Annotated in this window: 15 protein-coding genes and 1 tRNA gene; 14 read left to right on the top strand and 2 right to left on the bottom strand. The window is 61.9% G+C overall.

The window, feature by feature from the left end; translation table 11 throughout:
• The first annotated feature begins 142 nt into the window (after positions 1-142).
• The 11 genes from C0456_RS06465 (at position 143) to C0456_RS06415 (ending at position 11,706) form a co-directional block, all read left to right on the top strand.
• Positions 143-709 (top strand): hypothetical protein, encoded by a 567-nt coding sequence (locus tag C0456_RS06465; RefSeq protein ID WP_291049782.1) that lies wholly within the window; start codon positions 143-145, stop codon positions 707-709.
• A gap of 33 nt (positions 710-742) precedes the next feature.
• Positions 743-1,594, top strand: a complete 852-nt coding sequence (locus C0456_RS06460) for a TIGR01459 family HAD-type hydrolase (RefSeq protein ID WP_291049780.1) — start codon at positions 743-745, stop codon at positions 1,592-1,594.
• 105 nt (positions 1,595-1,699) lie between these two features.
• Positions 1,700-2,131, top strand: a complete 432-nt coding sequence (locus C0456_RS06455) for a MaoC family dehydratase (protein WP_291049777.1) — start codon at positions 1,700-1,702, stop codon at positions 2,129-2,131.
• Positions 2,131-3,057 carry a riboflavin biosynthesis protein RibF gene (gene ribF, locus C0456_RS06450; protein WP_291049775.1) on the top strand — a complete coding sequence of 309 codons (927 nt, stop codon included), beginning with the start codon at positions 2,131-2,133 and terminating at the stop codon, positions 3,055-3,057. The genes C0456_RS06455 and ribF overlap by 1 nt, the downstream gene beginning before the upstream one ends.
• 122 nt (positions 3,058-3,179) lie before the next feature.
• The gene (locus tag C0456_RS06445; protein ID WP_291049772.1) at positions 3,180-3,728 is read left to right on the top strand and encodes a YbjN domain-containing protein; all 549 of its coding nucleotides are present in this window, start codon (positions 3,180-3,182) and stop codon (positions 3,726-3,728) included.
• A gap of 202 nt (positions 3,729-3,930) precedes the next feature.
• Entirely contained in the window at positions 3,931-7,128 is a 3,198-nt protein-coding gene (ileS, locus tag C0456_RS06440; RefSeq protein ID WP_291049769.1) for an isoleucine--tRNA ligase, read from the top strand.
• 219 nt (positions 7,129-7,347) lie between these two features.
• Positions 7,348-7,884, top strand: a complete 537-nt coding sequence (lspA, locus tag C0456_RS06435; RefSeq protein WP_291049766.1) for a signal peptidase II — start codon at positions 7,348-7,350, stop codon at positions 7,882-7,884.
• 33 nt (positions 7,885-7,917) lie between these two features.
• Entirely contained in the window at positions 7,918-8,415 is a 498-nt protein-coding gene (locus C0456_RS06430; RefSeq protein ID WP_291049765.1) for a DUF3035 domain-containing protein, read from the top strand.
• Between the two features lie 69 nt (positions 8,416-8,484).
• Positions 8,485-9,843 carry a pitrilysin family protein gene (locus C0456_RS06425; protein ID WP_291049763.1) on the top strand — a complete coding sequence of 453 codons (1,359 nt, stop codon included), beginning with the start codon at positions 8,485-8,487 and terminating at the stop codon, positions 9,841-9,843.
• Positions 9,843-11,234, top strand: a complete 1,392-nt coding sequence (locus C0456_RS06420; protein ID WP_291049761.1) for a pitrilysin family protein — start codon at positions 9,843-9,845, stop codon at positions 11,232-11,234. Before C0456_RS06425 ends, C0456_RS06420 begins: the two co-directional genes overlap by 1 nt.
• A gap of 396 nt (positions 11,235-11,630) precedes the next feature.
• Positions 11,631-11,706 (top strand) — tRNA-Val (locus tag C0456_RS06415).
• Here the strand turns inward: C0456_RS06415 and C0456_RS20895 are convergent.
• On the bottom strand, positions 11,663-13,234 hold the full coding sequence (locus tag C0456_RS20895; protein ID WP_367179221.1) for a recombinase family protein: 1,572 nt from the start codon (positions 13,232-13,234) through the stop codon (positions 11,663-11,665). The two genes, C0456_RS06415 and C0456_RS20895, sit on opposite strands and share 44 nt — an antisense overlap.
• Entirely contained in the window at positions 13,231-13,557 is a 327-nt protein-coding gene (locus C0456_RS06400; RefSeq protein ID WP_291049754.1) for a hypothetical protein, read from the bottom strand. The genes C0456_RS20895 and C0456_RS06400 overlap by 4 nt, the downstream gene beginning before the upstream one ends.
• Positions 13,558-13,725: 168 nt before the next feature.
• Here C0456_RS06400 and C0456_RS06395 point away from each other — a divergent pair, with 168 nt between their 5' ends.
• The 3 genes from C0456_RS06395 to C0456_RS06385 all read left to right on the top strand — a co-directional run bounded on the left by C0456_RS06395 (position 13,726) and on the right by C0456_RS06385 (position 16,824).
• The gene (locus C0456_RS06395) at positions 13,726-13,902 is read left to right on the top strand and encodes a hypothetical protein (protein WP_291049751.1); all 177 of its coding nucleotides are present in this window, start codon (positions 13,726-13,728) and stop codon (positions 13,900-13,902) included.
• 69 nt (positions 13,903-13,971) lie between these two features.
• Complete coding sequence (locus tag C0456_RS06390; RefSeq protein WP_291049747.1) at positions 13,972-15,042, top strand: hypothetical protein; 1,071 nt, start codon at positions 13,972-13,974, stop codon at positions 15,040-15,042.
• 573 nt (positions 15,043-15,615) lie between these two features.
• The gene (locus C0456_RS06385) at positions 15,616-16,824 is read left to right on the top strand and encodes a Druantia anti-phage system protein DruA (RefSeq protein WP_291049745.1); all 1,209 of its coding nucleotides are present in this window, start codon (positions 15,616-15,618) and stop codon (positions 16,822-16,824) included.
• The last annotated feature ends 15 nt before the right edge of the window (positions 16,825-16,839 follow it).

The following is a 16,839-nucleotide window of genomic DNA, read 5'->3' as shown; positions in this document are numbered from 1 at the left end:
CTCCAAAAGTAGTGAGCGTTCACTAACATAATTGCGCCCGCAGGGCAATAGCCCGTTTCCGGGGACGCTTCCCAGCCTGCCTGTCTTGATTTCGCCGGGATTTGCGCGCTCCCTGCCTATCCGTGCTTTGTGGAGGGACATCATGCGCCGGGTCTTTGCTGTTATTTCCGCAATCCTGCCCGCCCTTGCGGTGGCGTGCGTCTATGCGCCCGAGGGGGCGCCGCCCCCGCCGCCCGCCACACTTGCGATGCCCGCGCCGACCCCTCCGGCCCGCTTCGTGGCGCTGACGGCGACGCTGCCCCATGGCCCCAGCGAGGGCCTGCCGCCTGCCGTGCTTGACCCCATCGAGGAAGGCGCCCCACTGCTGCTGGACCTGACGCTTCTGCCCCCGCTCACCCCGTCGATCCGCCAGCCGGACGGCACCTATGCCCTCGCCGAGACCTGCGATTTCGGCGTGGTGGAGGCGGCCGCAGTCTCCCTGCCGACAGGCTCCTATCACATGCTGATCAATGCCGAACTCGGCACGCCGGCGACCCATCCGGCGAGCCTTTTCAGCTGCGAATATGACGCCAGCCTGATGACCGAAGACAGCTCCGGCGCGCGCTGGCGCCTGCGGGGCTGTTTCCTGCCGCAGGCGGTATCCATCCCGACGGCCACGCTCTGGGCGCTCAGCCCGCTGCCGGCCTCGGCCTGTGGCATCGGGAATTGACCCGGCCGCGTGCCCGGCCTAGCTCGCTTCCCCATGACAGCTCCGCTTTTCCCGCCCGGCCTTGCCGGCCTTGCTGACCGCTATGACACCATCCTCTGCGATGTGTGGGGCGTGATCCATAATGGCCGCGCCGCCTTCCCCGAGGCGTGCGAGGCGCTGGTGAAGTTCCGTCAGGGCGGCGGGCGTGTGTGCCTCATCACCAACGCGCCCGTGCCCGAAGCGCAGGTGGTGCGCTATTTCGAGCCGCTGGGCGTGCCTGCCGAAGCCTTTGACGCCTGCGTCTCCTCCGGCGACGCGACCCGCTACGAACTCGCCCAGCGCCCCGGCCAAACCGTCTGGCGCCTCGGCGGAGACGAAGGCTGGGAGCATGACCGCCATCTCTATGAAGGCCTCGACCTCAAATTCGACGACAGCGCCAAGGCTGACCTCCTCCTCTGCATCGGCCTGCGGGACATGGCGAACGACCAGCCCGGCGACTATCGCGACGAACTGCGCGAAGGCGTGGAGAATGGCCTGCCGATGCTGTGCGCCAACCCCGACAAGCAGGTGCGCGTCGGCGGCAAGCTCTACTGGTGCGCCGGCGCGCTGGCCGATGTGTACGAGGATCTGGGCGGGCAGGTGATCTATCCCGGCAAGCCCTACGCCCCGATCTACAAGCTGGCGCTGGAACGCGTGGCCGCCATGGGCGCCCCGGCCCGCAACATCCTCTGCATCGGCGACAGCCCGGCGACCGACGTGCGCGGCGCGCGGGGGCAGGGCTTTGACAGCCTTTATGTGGGCACGGGCCTCAAGCAGCACGGCCCTGATTTTGAAGCAGAAGTCACCGATCTGCTCGCCGATTACGGGGAAATGGCCACTTACGCGATGACAGGGCTCAGATGGTGAGCAAAACTTGCCCCTCGCTGCGCCTTCCAGGCGAGCAGGGGTGACGGCGGCTTCTGCCCCGTGTAACGCACTTCAAGACACAGAATCAGGGAGTAATCCGGCCGCATGACACAGTTCACCGGTTACAAATATGAAGACCTCCAGATCGGGCAGGCGCACGAGACGGTCCACACGATCACGGAGAACGACATCCAGCGCTTCGCTGAAGTTTCGGGCGACTATAACCCGCTGCACATGTCCGACGAATTCGCCGCCAAGACGATCTTCGGCAAGCGCATCGCCCATGGCGCGCTGACGGCGAGCTACATCTCCGGCATCCTGGGCAACAACCTGCCCGGCCCCGGCGCGATCTTTGTTGGCCTCTCCATGCGCTTCAAGCGCCCGGTTCACATCGGCGACACGGTCACCGTGCGGGCCGAGGTTGCCGAGAAGCAGGACCGCGGCAACCGCGTGACCCTGAAGGTAGAATGCATCGTCGAAGGCAAACGCGTCATCACCGGGGAAGCCGACGTGGTGGCCCCCAGCCGGGAAAAGTAATGGCCGTTTACGCCGAATATCGCGGGCTGCCGGAAACGGCGCGGGGCGCGTCGATCGCGCTCGGCAATTTTGACGGCCTGCATGCCGGCCACCGCGCCGTGATGGACGCGGCCCGCATTGCCGGGCATGGCCGCTTTTCGGTGGCGACCTTCGAGCCGCCTCCGCGCGCCTATTTCCGCCCGGGCGACCCGCCGTTTCGTATCCTGCGGCCCGAACGGCGCAACGCCCTGATCCTCGAGGCGGGCGCAGACCATGTGTTCGAGCTGCCCTTCAATGGCGAGATGGCGGCGATGACCGATGAAGGCTTCGTCCGCCATGTGCTGGTTGAGGGGCTGGGTGTGTCGCACGTGTCCGTCGGCTTTGATTACCGCTTCGGGCGCGGGCGGATGGGCCATGCCCAGCGCCTGGCGAGCCTTGGCCGCGCGCTTGGCTTTGGGGTGACCATCGTTGAGGAAGTTTCCGGCCGCGGCGCCAAGGCTTCCTCCACGGCGATCCGCCAGGCCCTGATGGCAGGCGAGCCGGAAGTGGCAGCCGATCTGCTGGGCAGCCCCTGGGTGGCAGATGGCATCATCGAGCCGGGCGAGAAGAACGGGCGCACATTCGGCTTTCCAACCGCCAATATGGCGCTGGGCGATCTGATCCATCCGAAGATGGGCGTCTATGCCGTCCGCCTGCGGATCGAAGGGGAAAGCGAGTGGCGCGACGGCGTTGCCAATTTCGGCCGCACACCAACGACCGGTCTGCGCGATCCGCTGCTGGAAACCTTCATCTTCGACTTCAACCGTGAGATCTATGGCCAACGCGTCGAGGTCCAGCTCATCGCCTATCAGCGCCCGGAGCTGAAATTTGAGTCCGTGGACGCCATGATCGAGCAGATGCACAAGGATGCCGCCGAGGCAAAGGCAATCCTGGCCACCCGCGGTTGAACCTGTTCCCCCTCTTTCTGGCGCGGCCCTGAATATTCCGTAATTTCGCCTCCCGGCGGCCCTTCACAGCGCCCTGAAATGGCGCGACACTTCCCTGGGACGCTTTACTGGGAGGACGCAGGATGCGCAGAACACTCACAACTCTGGCGATTATGTCGGCTGGCGCGCTCTGCGCCCATGCCGATGACGGCCTTGTTACGTCGGTCAAACTCCTCGATCTTCAGAAGGTGGTGACAGAGGCGGGGCACACTATCCTCAGCACCGGCGAGGAGGGCGCCGTTTCGGTCCGCGCCCAGACCGCCGAAGGCCTGATCTTCAACCTCCTCGGCACGGCCTGTGACACGCAATTTGCCGATGGCTGCCTCGGGATCAACATGCAGGTGCGCTATGACGCCGATGGCTATGAGACGCTCGAGCGGATCAATGACGTCAACCTGATGTGGGCCGCCACAGCCGCCTGGTATTCTCCCACCGGCATCGACGGCAACACGCCCACGGTCGGCATCACGCGCTATGTCATCCTCGATCAGGGTGTCACGGCAGACAACATCCACGAAAATCTCGTCAACCTGCTCTCCATTGCCCCTCAAGCGGCCGATTACATCTGGGAAGCGGGCATATATGCGCCGGGCTATATGGGCGATGACGAGGACTGGGATGACGATTGGTAGGCCCGCGCCTGCAGGGGTGACAGCCCCCGCCGGTTCATGCTAACCGCCCGGTCCATGGAAAAGGCCCGGGCCCGCAAAATCATACGAATTAGCGGCCCGGCCGCCGTCTGAACCCTTGTTTCAGCGGTGGCCGGGTAAAGTTCGTTTGCCCCAATGATTTCAACCGGTGCCTCCGCTGCCCCCATCTGATCGACCAGACATCATGACCGAATCGACCGCCCCCGAACGCGATTACCGCGACACCCTGTTCCTGCCGAAAACCGAGTTTCCGATGCGCGCCGGCCTGCCCAAGGCAGAGCCTGAATGGATCAAGCGCTGGGATGCCCTCGGCCTCTATGAAAAGCTGCGCGCCGACGCCAAGGGCCGCCAGCCCTTCATCCTGCATGACGGCCCGCCCTACGCCAACGGCCACATTCACCTGGGCACCGCGCTCAACAAGATCATCAAGGACATCATCGTCCGCTCCCACCAGATGCAGGGCTTTGACGCGTCCTACCTGCCGGGCTGGGACTGTCACGGCCTGCCCATCGAATGGAAGGTGGAGGAGGAATTCCGCTCCAAGAACCGCCCGAAGGACAGCGTGCCGCCCGCCGAGTTCCGCGCCGCCTGCCGCGCCTATGCGGAGCATTGGGTGGGCGTGCAGAAGGCCGAATTCCGCAGCCTCGGCATCGAAGGCGAATGGAACGACCCCTACCTGACAATGGCCTTCGAGAGCGAAGCGATGATCGTTTCGGAATTCCTCGACATGGCCATGAAAGGCGGCCTCGTCCGCGGCGCCAAGCCGATCATGTGGTCGCCCGTTGAGCGGACCGCGCTGGCCGAAGCGGAAGTGGAATACCACGACCGGAAAGTGCCGGTGATCTGGGTGAAGTTTCCGGTCGCCGGGTTTGGCCACGACGCAAACTGGAGTGCCGACGCAAAGGCTCGGATCAAGGCGTTCCTCCAAGAATATATGGATTATGACTTCGAGACTAAGCCGGCCCAGCTGAAACAGACGCACGTTGTGATCTGGACCACGACACCCTGGACGATCCCCGCGAACCAAGCTGTCTCGTTCAATCCGGACATCTCTTACGGAATGTATGAGGTTGAAAGCGTTCTGTCGGAACAGGAGCTAGGATTCGCCCCGTATGCAAAAGTTGGCGACCGGATGATTCTGGCTGATGCGCTCGCTGCTGCCGTGATGGATGGTGCCAAAGTAAGTTCGTTTAAGCGACTGGTTGAAGCGCCAGCAGAATTCCTCTCGGTATTGACGCTTCAACACCCGTTGCATGGTCTCTCCCCCTTCTTCCAGCATGCCATCCCTATGCTGCCGGGTGAACACGTCACCGACGAGGCTGGTACCGGCTTTGTTCATACGGCGCCCGCCCATGGTGAAGACGACTACGCCGTCTGGATGAAGGAAGTTGCGGCGAAGGGCGGGGTTTCCCGCCCTGACCACCAGGTTCTGATCCGGGGTGGTGGGGATGGCATCCGCCAGATCGTCGATCCCGATGGCAAGTACACGGACGAAGTGCCTGCGCCGCTCGCCGGTCTCGAAATCATCGTCACCTCCGGCAAGAAGCGCGGCGAGGCGGGCAAGGCCAATAACGAGGTCATCCGCCTGCTCGCCGAATCCGGAAACCTCCTCGCGCGCGGCGTCACGACGATCCGCGACGCCCATTCCTGGCGCTCCAAGGCCCCCGTCATCCGCCGCGCCACGCCGCAATGGTTCATCGCCATGGACAAGCCTGTCCACAACGGCAAGACCCTGCGCGAACTGGCCGTCAAGGCCATCGCCGAGACCGAGTTCTATCCCGCCACCGGCCGCAACCGCCTCTCCGCCATGGTCGAGAGCCGCCCGGACTGGCTGATCTCCCGCCAGCGCAACTGGGGCGTGCCCATCACCCTCTTCGTCAACAAGGACGGCCAGCCGCACACGGCGGCCCTCTCCAAAGACGAGGCGGAAAAACTCAACACCAACATCAAGGCCGCCATCGAGAAAACCGGCGTGGACGGATGGTTCGCCACGCCGGACGCGGACTTCTTCGCTGGCACCGGCGTCTCGCCAGAAGGCTGGGAAAAGGTCACCGACGTGCTCGACGTGTGGTTTGACTCCGGCACCACCCACGCCTTCGCCCTGCGCAAGCGCGGCATCATCGATAACGCCACGGGGCAGGCGGACGTTTACATGGAAGGCTCCGACCAGCATCGCGGCTGGTTCCAGTCCTCCCTGCTGGAAAGCTGCGCCACGCGCGGCATGGCGCCCTACAAGAAGGTCGTCACCCACGGCATGGTGGTCGATGCCGAGGGCAAGAAGATGTCGAAATCGATCGGTAACACGATCGAGCCTGACGAATTCCAGAAACAGTATGGCATCGAAATCCTCCGTATCTGGACGGCCTCTGCCGACTATTGGGACGACACCCGCATCTCCGACGAGATCATCAAGGGCACGGTGGAAACCTACCGCAAGCTGCGCAACACGTTGAGATACCTGCTCGGCGCCCTCGATGGTTTCTCTGCTGAGGAATCCCTTCTTTCCGCTCTTCCCCGCGAAGGCGGGGACCTCGTTCGGCCCGAGACCCCCGCCTTCGCGGGGGTGAGCGGAGTTGAGGACATGCCCGGCCTCGAACGCTTCATCCTCCACCGCCTCGCCGAACTCGACGGCGAAGTGCGCGCGGCCTTCAAGGTGTTCGATTTCAAGCGCGTGATGACCGCCATCGTGAACTTCGTGAACGTTGAGCTCTCGGCCGTGTATTTCGATGTCCGCAAGGACGCGCTCTATTGCGACCCGTCCTTCGCCACCGCCAGCGGCTGGGATGCGGCCACGGCAGAGTGGGGCAACCGCCGCCGCGCCGCGCGCACGGTGATGGCCGCCGTGCTGGAGCGGATGCTCACCTGGCTCGCCCCGGTCATGCCCTTCACCACCGACGAGGCCTTCGGCGAAAGCCACCTCAAGGGCGCGGCCCCGTCGGTCCACCTCCTGCAATTCCCCGCCACGCCCGAAGGTTGGCTCAATGCGCAGCTCGCCCAGCGCTGGGAGAAAATCTTCGCCGTCCGCCGCGTCGTCACCGGCGCGCTGGAGGTGGAGCGCCGCGAGAAACGCATCGGCGCCTCGCTGGAGGCCGCCCCGAAAGTCATCATCGCCGACAAGGCCCTGATCGACGCCTTCGAGGGCGAAAACGCCGCCGACATCTTCATCACCTCCGGCGCTGAGCTGGTGCAGGCCGCCGAAGGCCCCGCCGGCGCCTTCACGCTGCCCGATGCCCCCGGCATCTGGGTCGTCCCTGAGAAAGCCACCGGCATCAAATGCCGCCGCAGCTGGAAATATTTCGACCCCGCCACGGCCGACCCGGCCTTCCCGGACATCACCCCCCGCGACGCGCTGGCGGTTAAAGCCTGGGACAAGGTGGGGTAGGGGGCAAGACCCTCACCTCCCATTGCTGCGCAATGGGCCCCTCCTCTCCCACTTCGCGGGAGAGGGGTTTAGCGTTGCGCTTGCGGCGAAGTCCCAACCCCTCTCCCTCTGGGAGAGGAGGGGCCCGCGCGCAAAGCGCGTGGGAGGTGAGGGCCTTCTGCCCGCCCTCCCTGCACAGAAGCGCTTGATCCGCCCGCCAGCCTCTGCAATCTCACCCCCATGAAACTTTCGCCGCAGACAGTCTGGCCCTTCGCGGTGATTCCGCTCGTTGTCCTGTTCGATCAGGTGACGAAAGTGTGGATTCTGGACCAGCCGGCCCTCAATGGCCTTGCCTGCCTCTCCGATGGGCGCCTCTGCGGCAGAATAGAGGTTCCCGGCCCGGTGGATCTCTCGATGGTCTGGAACCGGGGCATGAGCTATGGCCTCTTCCAATCCGAAGGCATCATGCGCTGGGTGCTGGCAGGCGTGATGGCCGCCATCGCCATCGGTTTCTTCGCCTGGCTGCTGCGGGCCGAGGGGCGCTGGCTGAAAGCCTCCCTGGCTCTCGTTGTCGGCGGCGCCATCGGCAATCTGATCGACCGGGTGCGCTTTGGCGCTGTGGTTGATTTCGTTGACGTAAACGAGCTGACGCTCGGCTATTTCCCCTGGGTCTTCAATGTGGCCGACGCCGCCATCACCATCGGCGCGATTCTCCTGTTTGTAGACCAGTTCTTACTTTCGCGCCCGAAACAGGCTAACAGCCTGAACCAAGGTTAACCCACTCCAGTTCAGCGGATCTCGTAAAGTCACATGAAAAAGACCCTCCCGCTCCTCGCCGCCGGCCTCGCTCTGGGTGTCACAGCGGCCTGCTCGTCCACCGGCAATTCCGGCACGGCCACTCCTGACGAGTTTCGCGTGGTCACCAAGCCACCGCTCTCCATCCCGCCGAATTACAGCCTGCGCCCGCCTGCGCCCGGCACCACGATCCCGGCTGAAGTCGAAGCGGCCACCAGCGGCAGCACGGCGGCCTTCGGGTCTGGCCTTGGCCAGCAGGCCAGCGCTTCGGAGCGCGCCCTTGTGGCGGCGGCCGGCGCCAATGCGGTCAGCCCCTCCATCCGCGCCCAGGTCGACTGGGAAGAGACCAAAGCCATCCGCAAATCGCCCACGATTGCTGATCGCATCCTCTTCTGGCGCAAGTCCAACCCTGAGGACGCCGCCTCCGCGGCTGTCGATAACGCCACGGGCGATCAGGCGGTGATCATCGAGCAGACGGGCGGCGGCCGCCGCATCAAACTGCCGGGAACCTGAGACACAAGAAACATCCGATGGGGGCCCCGCGCCCCCATTTTCCTGCCCCCTCCAGATCGGAGCTACCCCATGAAACGGATACTCGTCGCTGCAGGGCTCCTCGCCTTTGCAGTTGCTGGCGCTTCAGCCGAGGCGGCCCCTGCGGCCAACACGCCGTCCAGCTTCACGCTGGACAATGGCATGCAGGTGGTGGTCGTGCCCGATCACCGCGCCCCGGTGGTCACGCATATGGTGTGGTACAGGGTCGGCGCCGCCGATGAGGCGCCCGGCAAATCCGGCATCGCCCACCTGTTCGAGCATGTGATGTTCAAGCAGACCAAGAATATCGGCCCGGAGGAGTTCACCTCCATCGTCCAGCGGTCGGGCGGCCAGCTCAACGCCTTCACCAGCTGGGACTACACCGCCTATTTCGAGCGGGTTCACAAGGACCAGCTCGGCAAGATGATGGAGCTGGAAGCCGAGCGGATGGTGAACCTGATCATCAATGATGATCCCAAGGGCCCGTTCATCTCCGAGCGCGATGTGGTGAAGGAGGAACGCCGCCAGCGGATCGAGAACAATCCCGGCGCGCTGCTGCAGGAAATGGTGCTCAACGAATTCTGGAAGGGCCACCCCTACGAGATCACCGTCATCGGCCTGATGGATGAGGTTGCCGCGCTCACCCCGCAGGACGGCCTCGATTTCTACAGGGAGTATTACAGCCCGGAGAACGCCATTCTCGTCGTTGCCGGCGATGTCACCGAAGAGGATGTCCGCGTCCTCGCCGAAGAACATTACGGCCCCCTCCAGCCCACCGGCCAGGCCCATAGCGGCCGCAAATGGCAGCCTGTGGCGCCGCTCGCCGAAACAAAGCTGATCACCCATTCCGATCCCAAGGTGCGCCAGCCGGTCTGGAGCCGCTACTATCTGGGCACCTCCTTCAAGCGCGATCCGGAAACCGCCCTCGCGCTGGAAGTCGGCCTTGAAGTGCTCGGCGGCGGCATGACCAGCCGGCTCTACCAGTCGCTGGTGGAGGAGCAGAAGCTGGCCATCAATATCGCCACCTTCGCCTGGACCACGCTGCATGATGAAGGCCCGGCCGTGATCTATGGCACGCCGGTCAGCGGCGTCAGCCTGGAAGCGCTGGACGCTGCCGTGATGGCAGAGATCGAGAAGATCCTCGCCGGTGGCTTCACCGAAGCCGAAGTCGTCCGTGCCCGCAACAAGCTGGCCGCGACCGCCATCTACCAGCAGGACAGCCAGTCCTCGATGGCCAACCATTATGGCGCCAATCTCGCCCTCGGCTTCACGCTGGAAGAGATCGCCGCCTATCCCGATGAGGTCCGCCAGGTGACGCCGGAACAGGCGCTGGCCGCCGTGCGCGCCGTCTTCGGCGCCGACAAGAACTATATCACTTCCCATCTTCTGCCGGCCGAAGGAGACCTCTGATGTTGAAACTCCGGCTTTTCTCCGGCGCGGCTGCCGCGCTCCTGATCGCCGCCTGCGCCGGCACGCCCGCGCCGCAGGCTTCCCTCGACGCGGCCCAGGCCACGCCCGCGCTCGCCGTTGATTTCTATGATGGCGATTTTGTCGACATCCAGCAGTTCACCACCCCCGGCGGCGTATCGGTCTGGCTGGTGACGGAACCGTCCATCCCGATCGTCTCGGTACAGATGGCCTGGCGCGGCGGATCGGTGGCGGATCCTGACGGCCTGGAAGGGCTTGGCCAGGCGGTTGTCTACGGCATGAATGAAGGCGCCGGCGATCTCGACTCGCTCGCCTTCCAGACGGCCATGGAAGACCTGAACATGAGCTTTGGCTGCTCCAACGGCACCGAATGGACCAGCTGCTCAGCCACCATGCTGTCGGAGAATGCGGCCTCCTCCATGGCTCTGGTTGCCAGCGCGCTGACCGCCCCGCGCTATGATGAAGGCCCGTTCCAGCGCTTCCTGCGCGAGCAGGAAGTCAGCCTGAAGACGCGCGAAACCTCGGCCGGCTATCTCGCCTGGCGCGCCCAGTCGCAGGCGCTCTATCCCGATCACCCCTTCGCGCGGGAAGTGACGCCTGAAAGCCTCGCCGCCCTGACGCCGGAACTTGCCCGCAGCCATATGCGTGCCCTGATGCGTAAAGACGGCCTGCTCGTCACCGCCGTCGGCAATATCAGCCCGGAAGACCTTGCCCCGCTGATCGACAACGCCGTCGCCGCCCTGCCGGAAACCAGCGATCTGCCGCCGGTCACCCCGGTTGCGTTGCCGCAGACGGCGGCGGCCGATCCGGTCATCGTACCGCTGCCCCAGCCGCAGAGCCTGGTGCGCTTCATCGGCCCGGCCATGGACCGGGCAAACCCGGACTACTTCCCCGCCTATGTGCTGAACTACACTTTCGGCGGCGGCGGCTTTGAAAGCCGGCTGATGAAGACCCTGCGCGTCGAGAAGGGCCTCACCTATGGCGTCAGCTCCAGCATCGATCCCAACCCCTCCTTCACCGTCTGGTCGGGCGGCGGGCAGACCAAGAATGAGAGCGCCGGCGATTTCATCACGGGTATCCGGGAAGAGATGCAGAAGTTCATCGAAGGCGGCGTGACCGAGGCAGAGCTCTCCGATGCCAAGGCCTATCTGATCGGCTCCTATCCGCTCGGCTTTGACTCCAACGCCAAGATCGCCAGCAACATCATGTCGGTCCGCCAGGACGATCTGGGCGTCGACTATTTCGACCGCCGCAACGCCCTGATCGAAGCGGTCACCCTCGAAGACGTCAACCGCGCCGCCGCCACCTATCTGGCGCCCGGCCGCTACAGCTTCTTCGTCGTGGGTGAGCCCAAGGGCCTGACGGCGGAGTAAGGCCGGTCTGAAGCCAAACGTGCGCCCCCCTTCCGCGTGCGGGAGAGGGGCGCCGTCATTGGCACAAACTGTCCCCAGCCTGTCCGGATTTGTCCGGAATTGTCCAAAACTGTCCGGATTTGTCCAGGAAGTGTCCGCGCCTGACCGGCCCGGTCCGGGGGAAAGACGCGGCCCTGTCCACGCCCCTCAGCGGCCTGAAACCTCGGCCCCGCCGCCCCTCCCGCCCGCGCGCAGCCCGCCTTATCCACCAGCCTTAGCCCGCGTGTAGACTCTCCGTCCTCAGAAACGGATTTTTCCGCCAAAATTTCACTCAGCGGTCTTTCGGGAGGTGGGAAGGCCAGCGCCGCAAACCGCACTTGCCTTCCAGGCGCGCTCCCGGCTAAGAGGGCGGCGGTGGGGCGATTAGCTCAGTTGGTAGAGCGCCTGCTTTACACGCAGGATGTCGGCGGTTCGAGCCCGTCATCGCCCACCATTTCTTTTCCGAACGCCGAAAAATCCCCTAACGCCATGAAAGGCAAGGATAATTCGGCGGTTCTAAACCCCTCATTTCGCACATATTCGAGTCTCCCAGTGAATGCCAATTTCAGCACGGCGCGCTTGTGCTCGATGCGGTCAGACTCCCAAAGTTTCCAAGGGCTTGCGAGAAACGTCAGAGCGGTTCTAAGTGATTGGTCCTTGCCCCTGATCGGCTGCGCGCCTTGGGCCAGTTTTTCGGCAATCGCCAGCTTATCTTTCGAGAGCTTTTCGATGCGCTCCTCTAGCGCATTCGCCACGATCTGAGACTTCGCCTCCACCATGCGGTCGATCAGTTGCTCGATCTGTTGTTCGGTATCCTTCAACTGCTTTCGCAGCGCGTCCAGGCGGCCAACAGAGTTTTGGCGGCGCACTTCCCAGGCATGATCGAACATGTCAGTGGCGATGCTCATAAGCTGCGCGTTGGGCGTCATCTTTTGCAACAGTGCGCCGAACTCGCCTTCGATCTGATCGCGGCGGATGCTCTTGCCGTAATGTTCGCACGGATTGTTGTTGCAGAGATAATAAGGGTAGTGCGCGCTGCGCCCTTTTGACCAGCTAACCGTGAGCGGCCAACCGCATGTGCACTTCACATGGCCGCGCAGAGGGAAATCCTCGCTCAGGTCTTTGCGAACGGGAACTCGCGCGCCGCCATCCAGTTTGGCGAGGATGCGCTCATGTGTTTCCATGCTGATCAAAGGCTCGTGGCGGCCCTTGCGAACGCTCACGCCCCAGTAAGGCGCGGAGACGAGACCCGCATAGGCGGGGTGTTTCAGCATCAACTTCACCTGGCCTTCATTGGTGAAGCCCTTGCGCTTGCCCGACTTCTGCCGAGGCCATTCAGGGAAGCTTTCAAGAAAGCGCTGCACTTCGGCCAGAGAGTCGAAGCGCAGGCCCGCAAAACCTTCGAGCGCTTCTTGCGCGATGGAGGCAAGCGGCTCATCGCGCACCAGAAGCGCGCCTTCGTTCTTTGTGCGTTCATAGCGGTAGCCCACGGGCGCTTTGGTGACGAAGTAGCCTTGTTCAACGCGGGCAGTCATTTTCTGAACCGCCTGACGGCCAAGCTGATGACGTTCCAGTTCGCCGCCTGCGGCAACAATCGTTTCGAAGAAGCGCCCTTCGGGTGTCTCATCAAAGCGGAAGTTCAGGCAGTAGGGAATGGCGTTATACTTTTCAAGCGTGCGGCGAAGCCTCCAATGGAACTCCGTATCGCGCGCGAAGCGTTTCAGATCGTCAAAGATTACGATGTAGCGTTTGCGGCGATTTGAGTGGAGGTATGAAATCAAGTCCACCATACCTGGACGCTTGATAAAATCACCGTGGGCGGACTTTGTGTCGCCGAAGACGGCTTCAACTGGAATGCCGAGCGTTGCCGCATATTGGCGGCAGCGGTGTTCCTGGCTCAGTTTTCCAGAGCCTTCATCCTCCTGTTTCTGGCTAGAGACGCGGATGTAAAGAATAGCCGCATCAATCTCAACGTCGCTCATGGAATCTCTCTTTCAGGCGGCCTTTGAGAGGCGGCCTTGAATTCATTTTCAATGTGTTGATCGAGAGAGCCTAGCGCAACTTCGGAGTCGGCAGAAGAAATTTTCGCAAGTTCAGGAATTGCGAGGTGGATGGAATCCACGCCCCAGCCCAGATCAACGAAGGCGCTCATGATTTCGAACAGTGTACGGAGGAACGCCAAGGCTGCTTCTTCCGTGACGAATTGATCTTCGACCGCAGGAAGGTAGCGCTCCAAGTCCAAGGAGGGCGCAGCTGACAAACGTGTGTTCGTCCCGTCTGCAATTGTGTTTCGTTCGTCGTCCACGCGGCCTTCTCCTTTCTGTCTGCGGTTTAGGGCAGATTAGAACAAAATAGGAGCAAATGGTAGGTTTTTGTTCCTAGAACCCCAAGTTTCGCGCAAGGATTTTCCAGAAGCTCGAAGTCGAGCATATTCCTCACGAGCCATTCCATGGCACGGCAAGAGGCGGACTCAATGACGAGAAAAGGTGGCGAAGATAATACGAAAACGACATTGCGGCTCGAAATAGCTCGCAATTACAAAACATTCGGCGAGTTGCTAGTTTTCTTGCTGGAGGAGGCGCAGCTTCTCCCCGCTGCCAAGTTCGCAGCGGCTCTTGATGACGGAAATATTGAAACCGTCAGACGGTAGTTTAGCAACAAATCCCGCCCCTCGCCAGAACAATACAGAGCGATCATTCGCGTGCTTAGAGGCGCAGGCGTGCTTTCGGGCGAACTTCTGACGCTGCTGAACGATATGAAGACGCGGTTTCCAACCGCCATACCTGTCGAGGAGGTGGAATTTGCAGACGCGCTTGCAAGGCTGCGTGATCTGGACGGAAGGATAGGCGATGCGCCGTTCGATAGCCTTGCTATTGACCCCTCTCGCGTGTCCACGTTGGAGGAGTTCCTGAAGTATCGGGATAAAGTGATCCTGGCGGCGAACAGTGCGATTAACTTCGACGGCTACGCACCCCTGCTTGCCGATTTGTTCGAGCTTCCTCATTACAATGCGAAGAACGCCGTCGCGCGCAAAGCAAGCTATCTGCCTTTGGGAAGAATTGCCGTTGGCCGCCTGGAGGACCGAAAATCAAAAGGCGGCCTTCGCTTTGTAATGGCTCTTGCGCGCATCTGCGAGCATGCGGGCGATGTAGACACGATGGTGAATAGCTACGCGCTACTGGACAAGTATCTGCGCGAGTTGGGTGACGCTATTACGCTGGAAATGGCGCAGGACAAAACAGACCACCTCCTTGCTGCCAAAAGTGCGGATCACGTGTGCGGCTGGTTTGCGAATGCGAAGGGGCCAAAAGGTGCCCTCGCGCTTGCAAGCTTTCACCGCTGTCAGGCTTGCCGCGCTTGTAAAGCGCACCAGTTTGATGAGGTGCGACTGCATGTGCACGCCGCGCGGGGGCATCTGGGGAACGCCGCCAATAGCAAAGACCGAGAGCAGATCAGGCACTACCTCGATATGATGATCATCGCAGCAGACTGGCACCAGCGAAAATCGGATGCCGCTACCTTGAAGTTGCGCATTCACACTTGCATCGACCAAATCGAAGCCATCGATCCACGGGATAAGCCTCTTATAGTCGGCCTTTACTCGCTCATGCTTCAATCAAGCGCAGAGCTTCCTTCACTCAACGGAAACGACACGCCCCGAAAGGAGCAGGCAAGGAACGCGGCAAGGCTAGCATTGGCCTATTCTGCGGGATCAGTGCCGACCTTTTGCGCCTTTGATTTGCGATCCATCCAGGAGATGGCGAATGACGCACTTCGCTTCAATCGGTAAGGTCCAATTGCGATGAGTGGAGGGAAGTGAGGGCTGCAAGATGTGCGGTGGTAGTACCGCAATCTCGGCAAGGGGGCCGCTGCGCGCCCCCGTTGCATCCCCCAGGCATGGCGCAGCCTGACGCATCGAGCGTCATCTGCACCAAAACGTCCGCCGTTTTATCCGTTCAGGAAAGGGCATTCCTGCCCCTTCCCGAAACCCATCCCAGCCATCACTCGCCGATGGACCTGCGCTTGGGGAAGGGCCTCCGTGCCCCTTCCCAAGACCCCACCCTGGTGAGCGTATCGGCGCTCAAGCTCTCGAAGGGAGACGTCGCTCTCCCTTCACCCATCGATGTCCGATTGGCCTGACCGATTTTGCCCATAGATCGAAGAAAGATGCCGGCATCCCTAGATCCTGCGCGAGGCGGTCGGACCTCAACAGACCCACCAAGACGCTAACGGTACGCCTCACGGCTGCTTCGAAAATGGAATCTGGAAAATACAATCAACACTTAGGCGCTCAACTCCCGCGTGCTATAAGTGCAACGGGGATTCAAGAATCAGCGCCTGATCAGGGGGAGCAGTGCCGAAGTTGAAGAACAAGAAAAAGGGTGAAGGCGCGGTCGCACGCGTTTTCACGCCTGAAGCGAAGCTAAAAAAGAAAATCCGAACGCATTTCACGCGTCTTGGTTTTGCGAAGCGACCGGACGGAACACTCATTCGCCCGGACAACGGAAAGGACTCCGTTCGCCTACTTCACCGGGTACAAAGAGACGAGCGCGTGCGGGACGCGCAGCCTCTTCTCAAAGAATTTCTCCCTGAGGCGCTCCCTTACTTTGCCAACGGAAGTGAAATTGATCCTGCCAAGATCGATTTGATGCTAGTGCGCGTCGAGGCGGGCACATTTGAATCAAATCTATTTCGGACGGCGTCTCTCACTTGGTCTGTTCCCGTCTCCAATGGTTACGGGCGTCGCCTCCGTTATCTTGTGTGGGATCGCGGACACGACCGCTTAGCTGGAATTTTTGCTCTCGGCGATCCGGTCTTCAATTTGTCGGTTCGGGACAACCTCATCGGCTGGACCGCCGCCGAGCGCTCGCGCCGATTGGTCAACATTTTGGACGCCTACGTTCTTGGCGCAGTACCGCCTTACAATATGCTTCTGGGTGGCAAAGCGGTCGCCTGTTTGGTCCGTTCCCGTGAAGTGTACGACGACTTTGCGAAGGTCTACGGATCGACCACGGGTATTATTTCCGGCGAGGAAAAGCGAGCTCGGCTTCTAGCCGTCACTACCAGTTCCTCAATGGGGCGGTCTTCCCTATACAACCGCCTGAAGCTCGATGGTGTGAGTTACTTCGATCCGATTGGATACACTCTCGGTTGGGGACACTTTCACATTACCGATGACCTGTTCACGCAAATGCGGGAGTATCTCAGGATACTGAAGCATCCTTACGCCGACCGGCATCGCTTCGGACAAGGGCCAAACTGGCGTCTCCGGACAATTCGAGCCGCACTCGGTCAGTTGGGCATTACCGAGTCTGTGATGCGTCACGGGATTCAGCGCGAGGTGTTTTTCTGTCCGTTGGCAAAGAACGCGAAAAAGATTTTGGCGACGGGCAAAGGTCGCCCAGACCTTTCGACACTTAAGACAGTCGAAGAAATATCTGAGTTGGCGCGCGCGCGTTGGTTAGAACCACGCGCCGCGCGGCAAGATGATTACAAAGCGTGGCGCCGCGAAGATATTGCGCGGCTCATCCGCGGTGAACCGGTCGGTGAAGACCGACGGAAAACCGCCTAAGTCGCGGACGGGGGG

It is taken from the genome of Hyphomonas sp., assembly GCF_013823385.1.
Taxonomy (GTDB): domain Bacteria; phylum Pseudomonadota; class Alphaproteobacteria; order Caulobacterales; family Hyphomonadaceae; genus Hyphomonas.
Note: the sequence above shows the minus strand (reverse complement) of the source record. Positions and strands in the feature narration are given on the sequence as shown.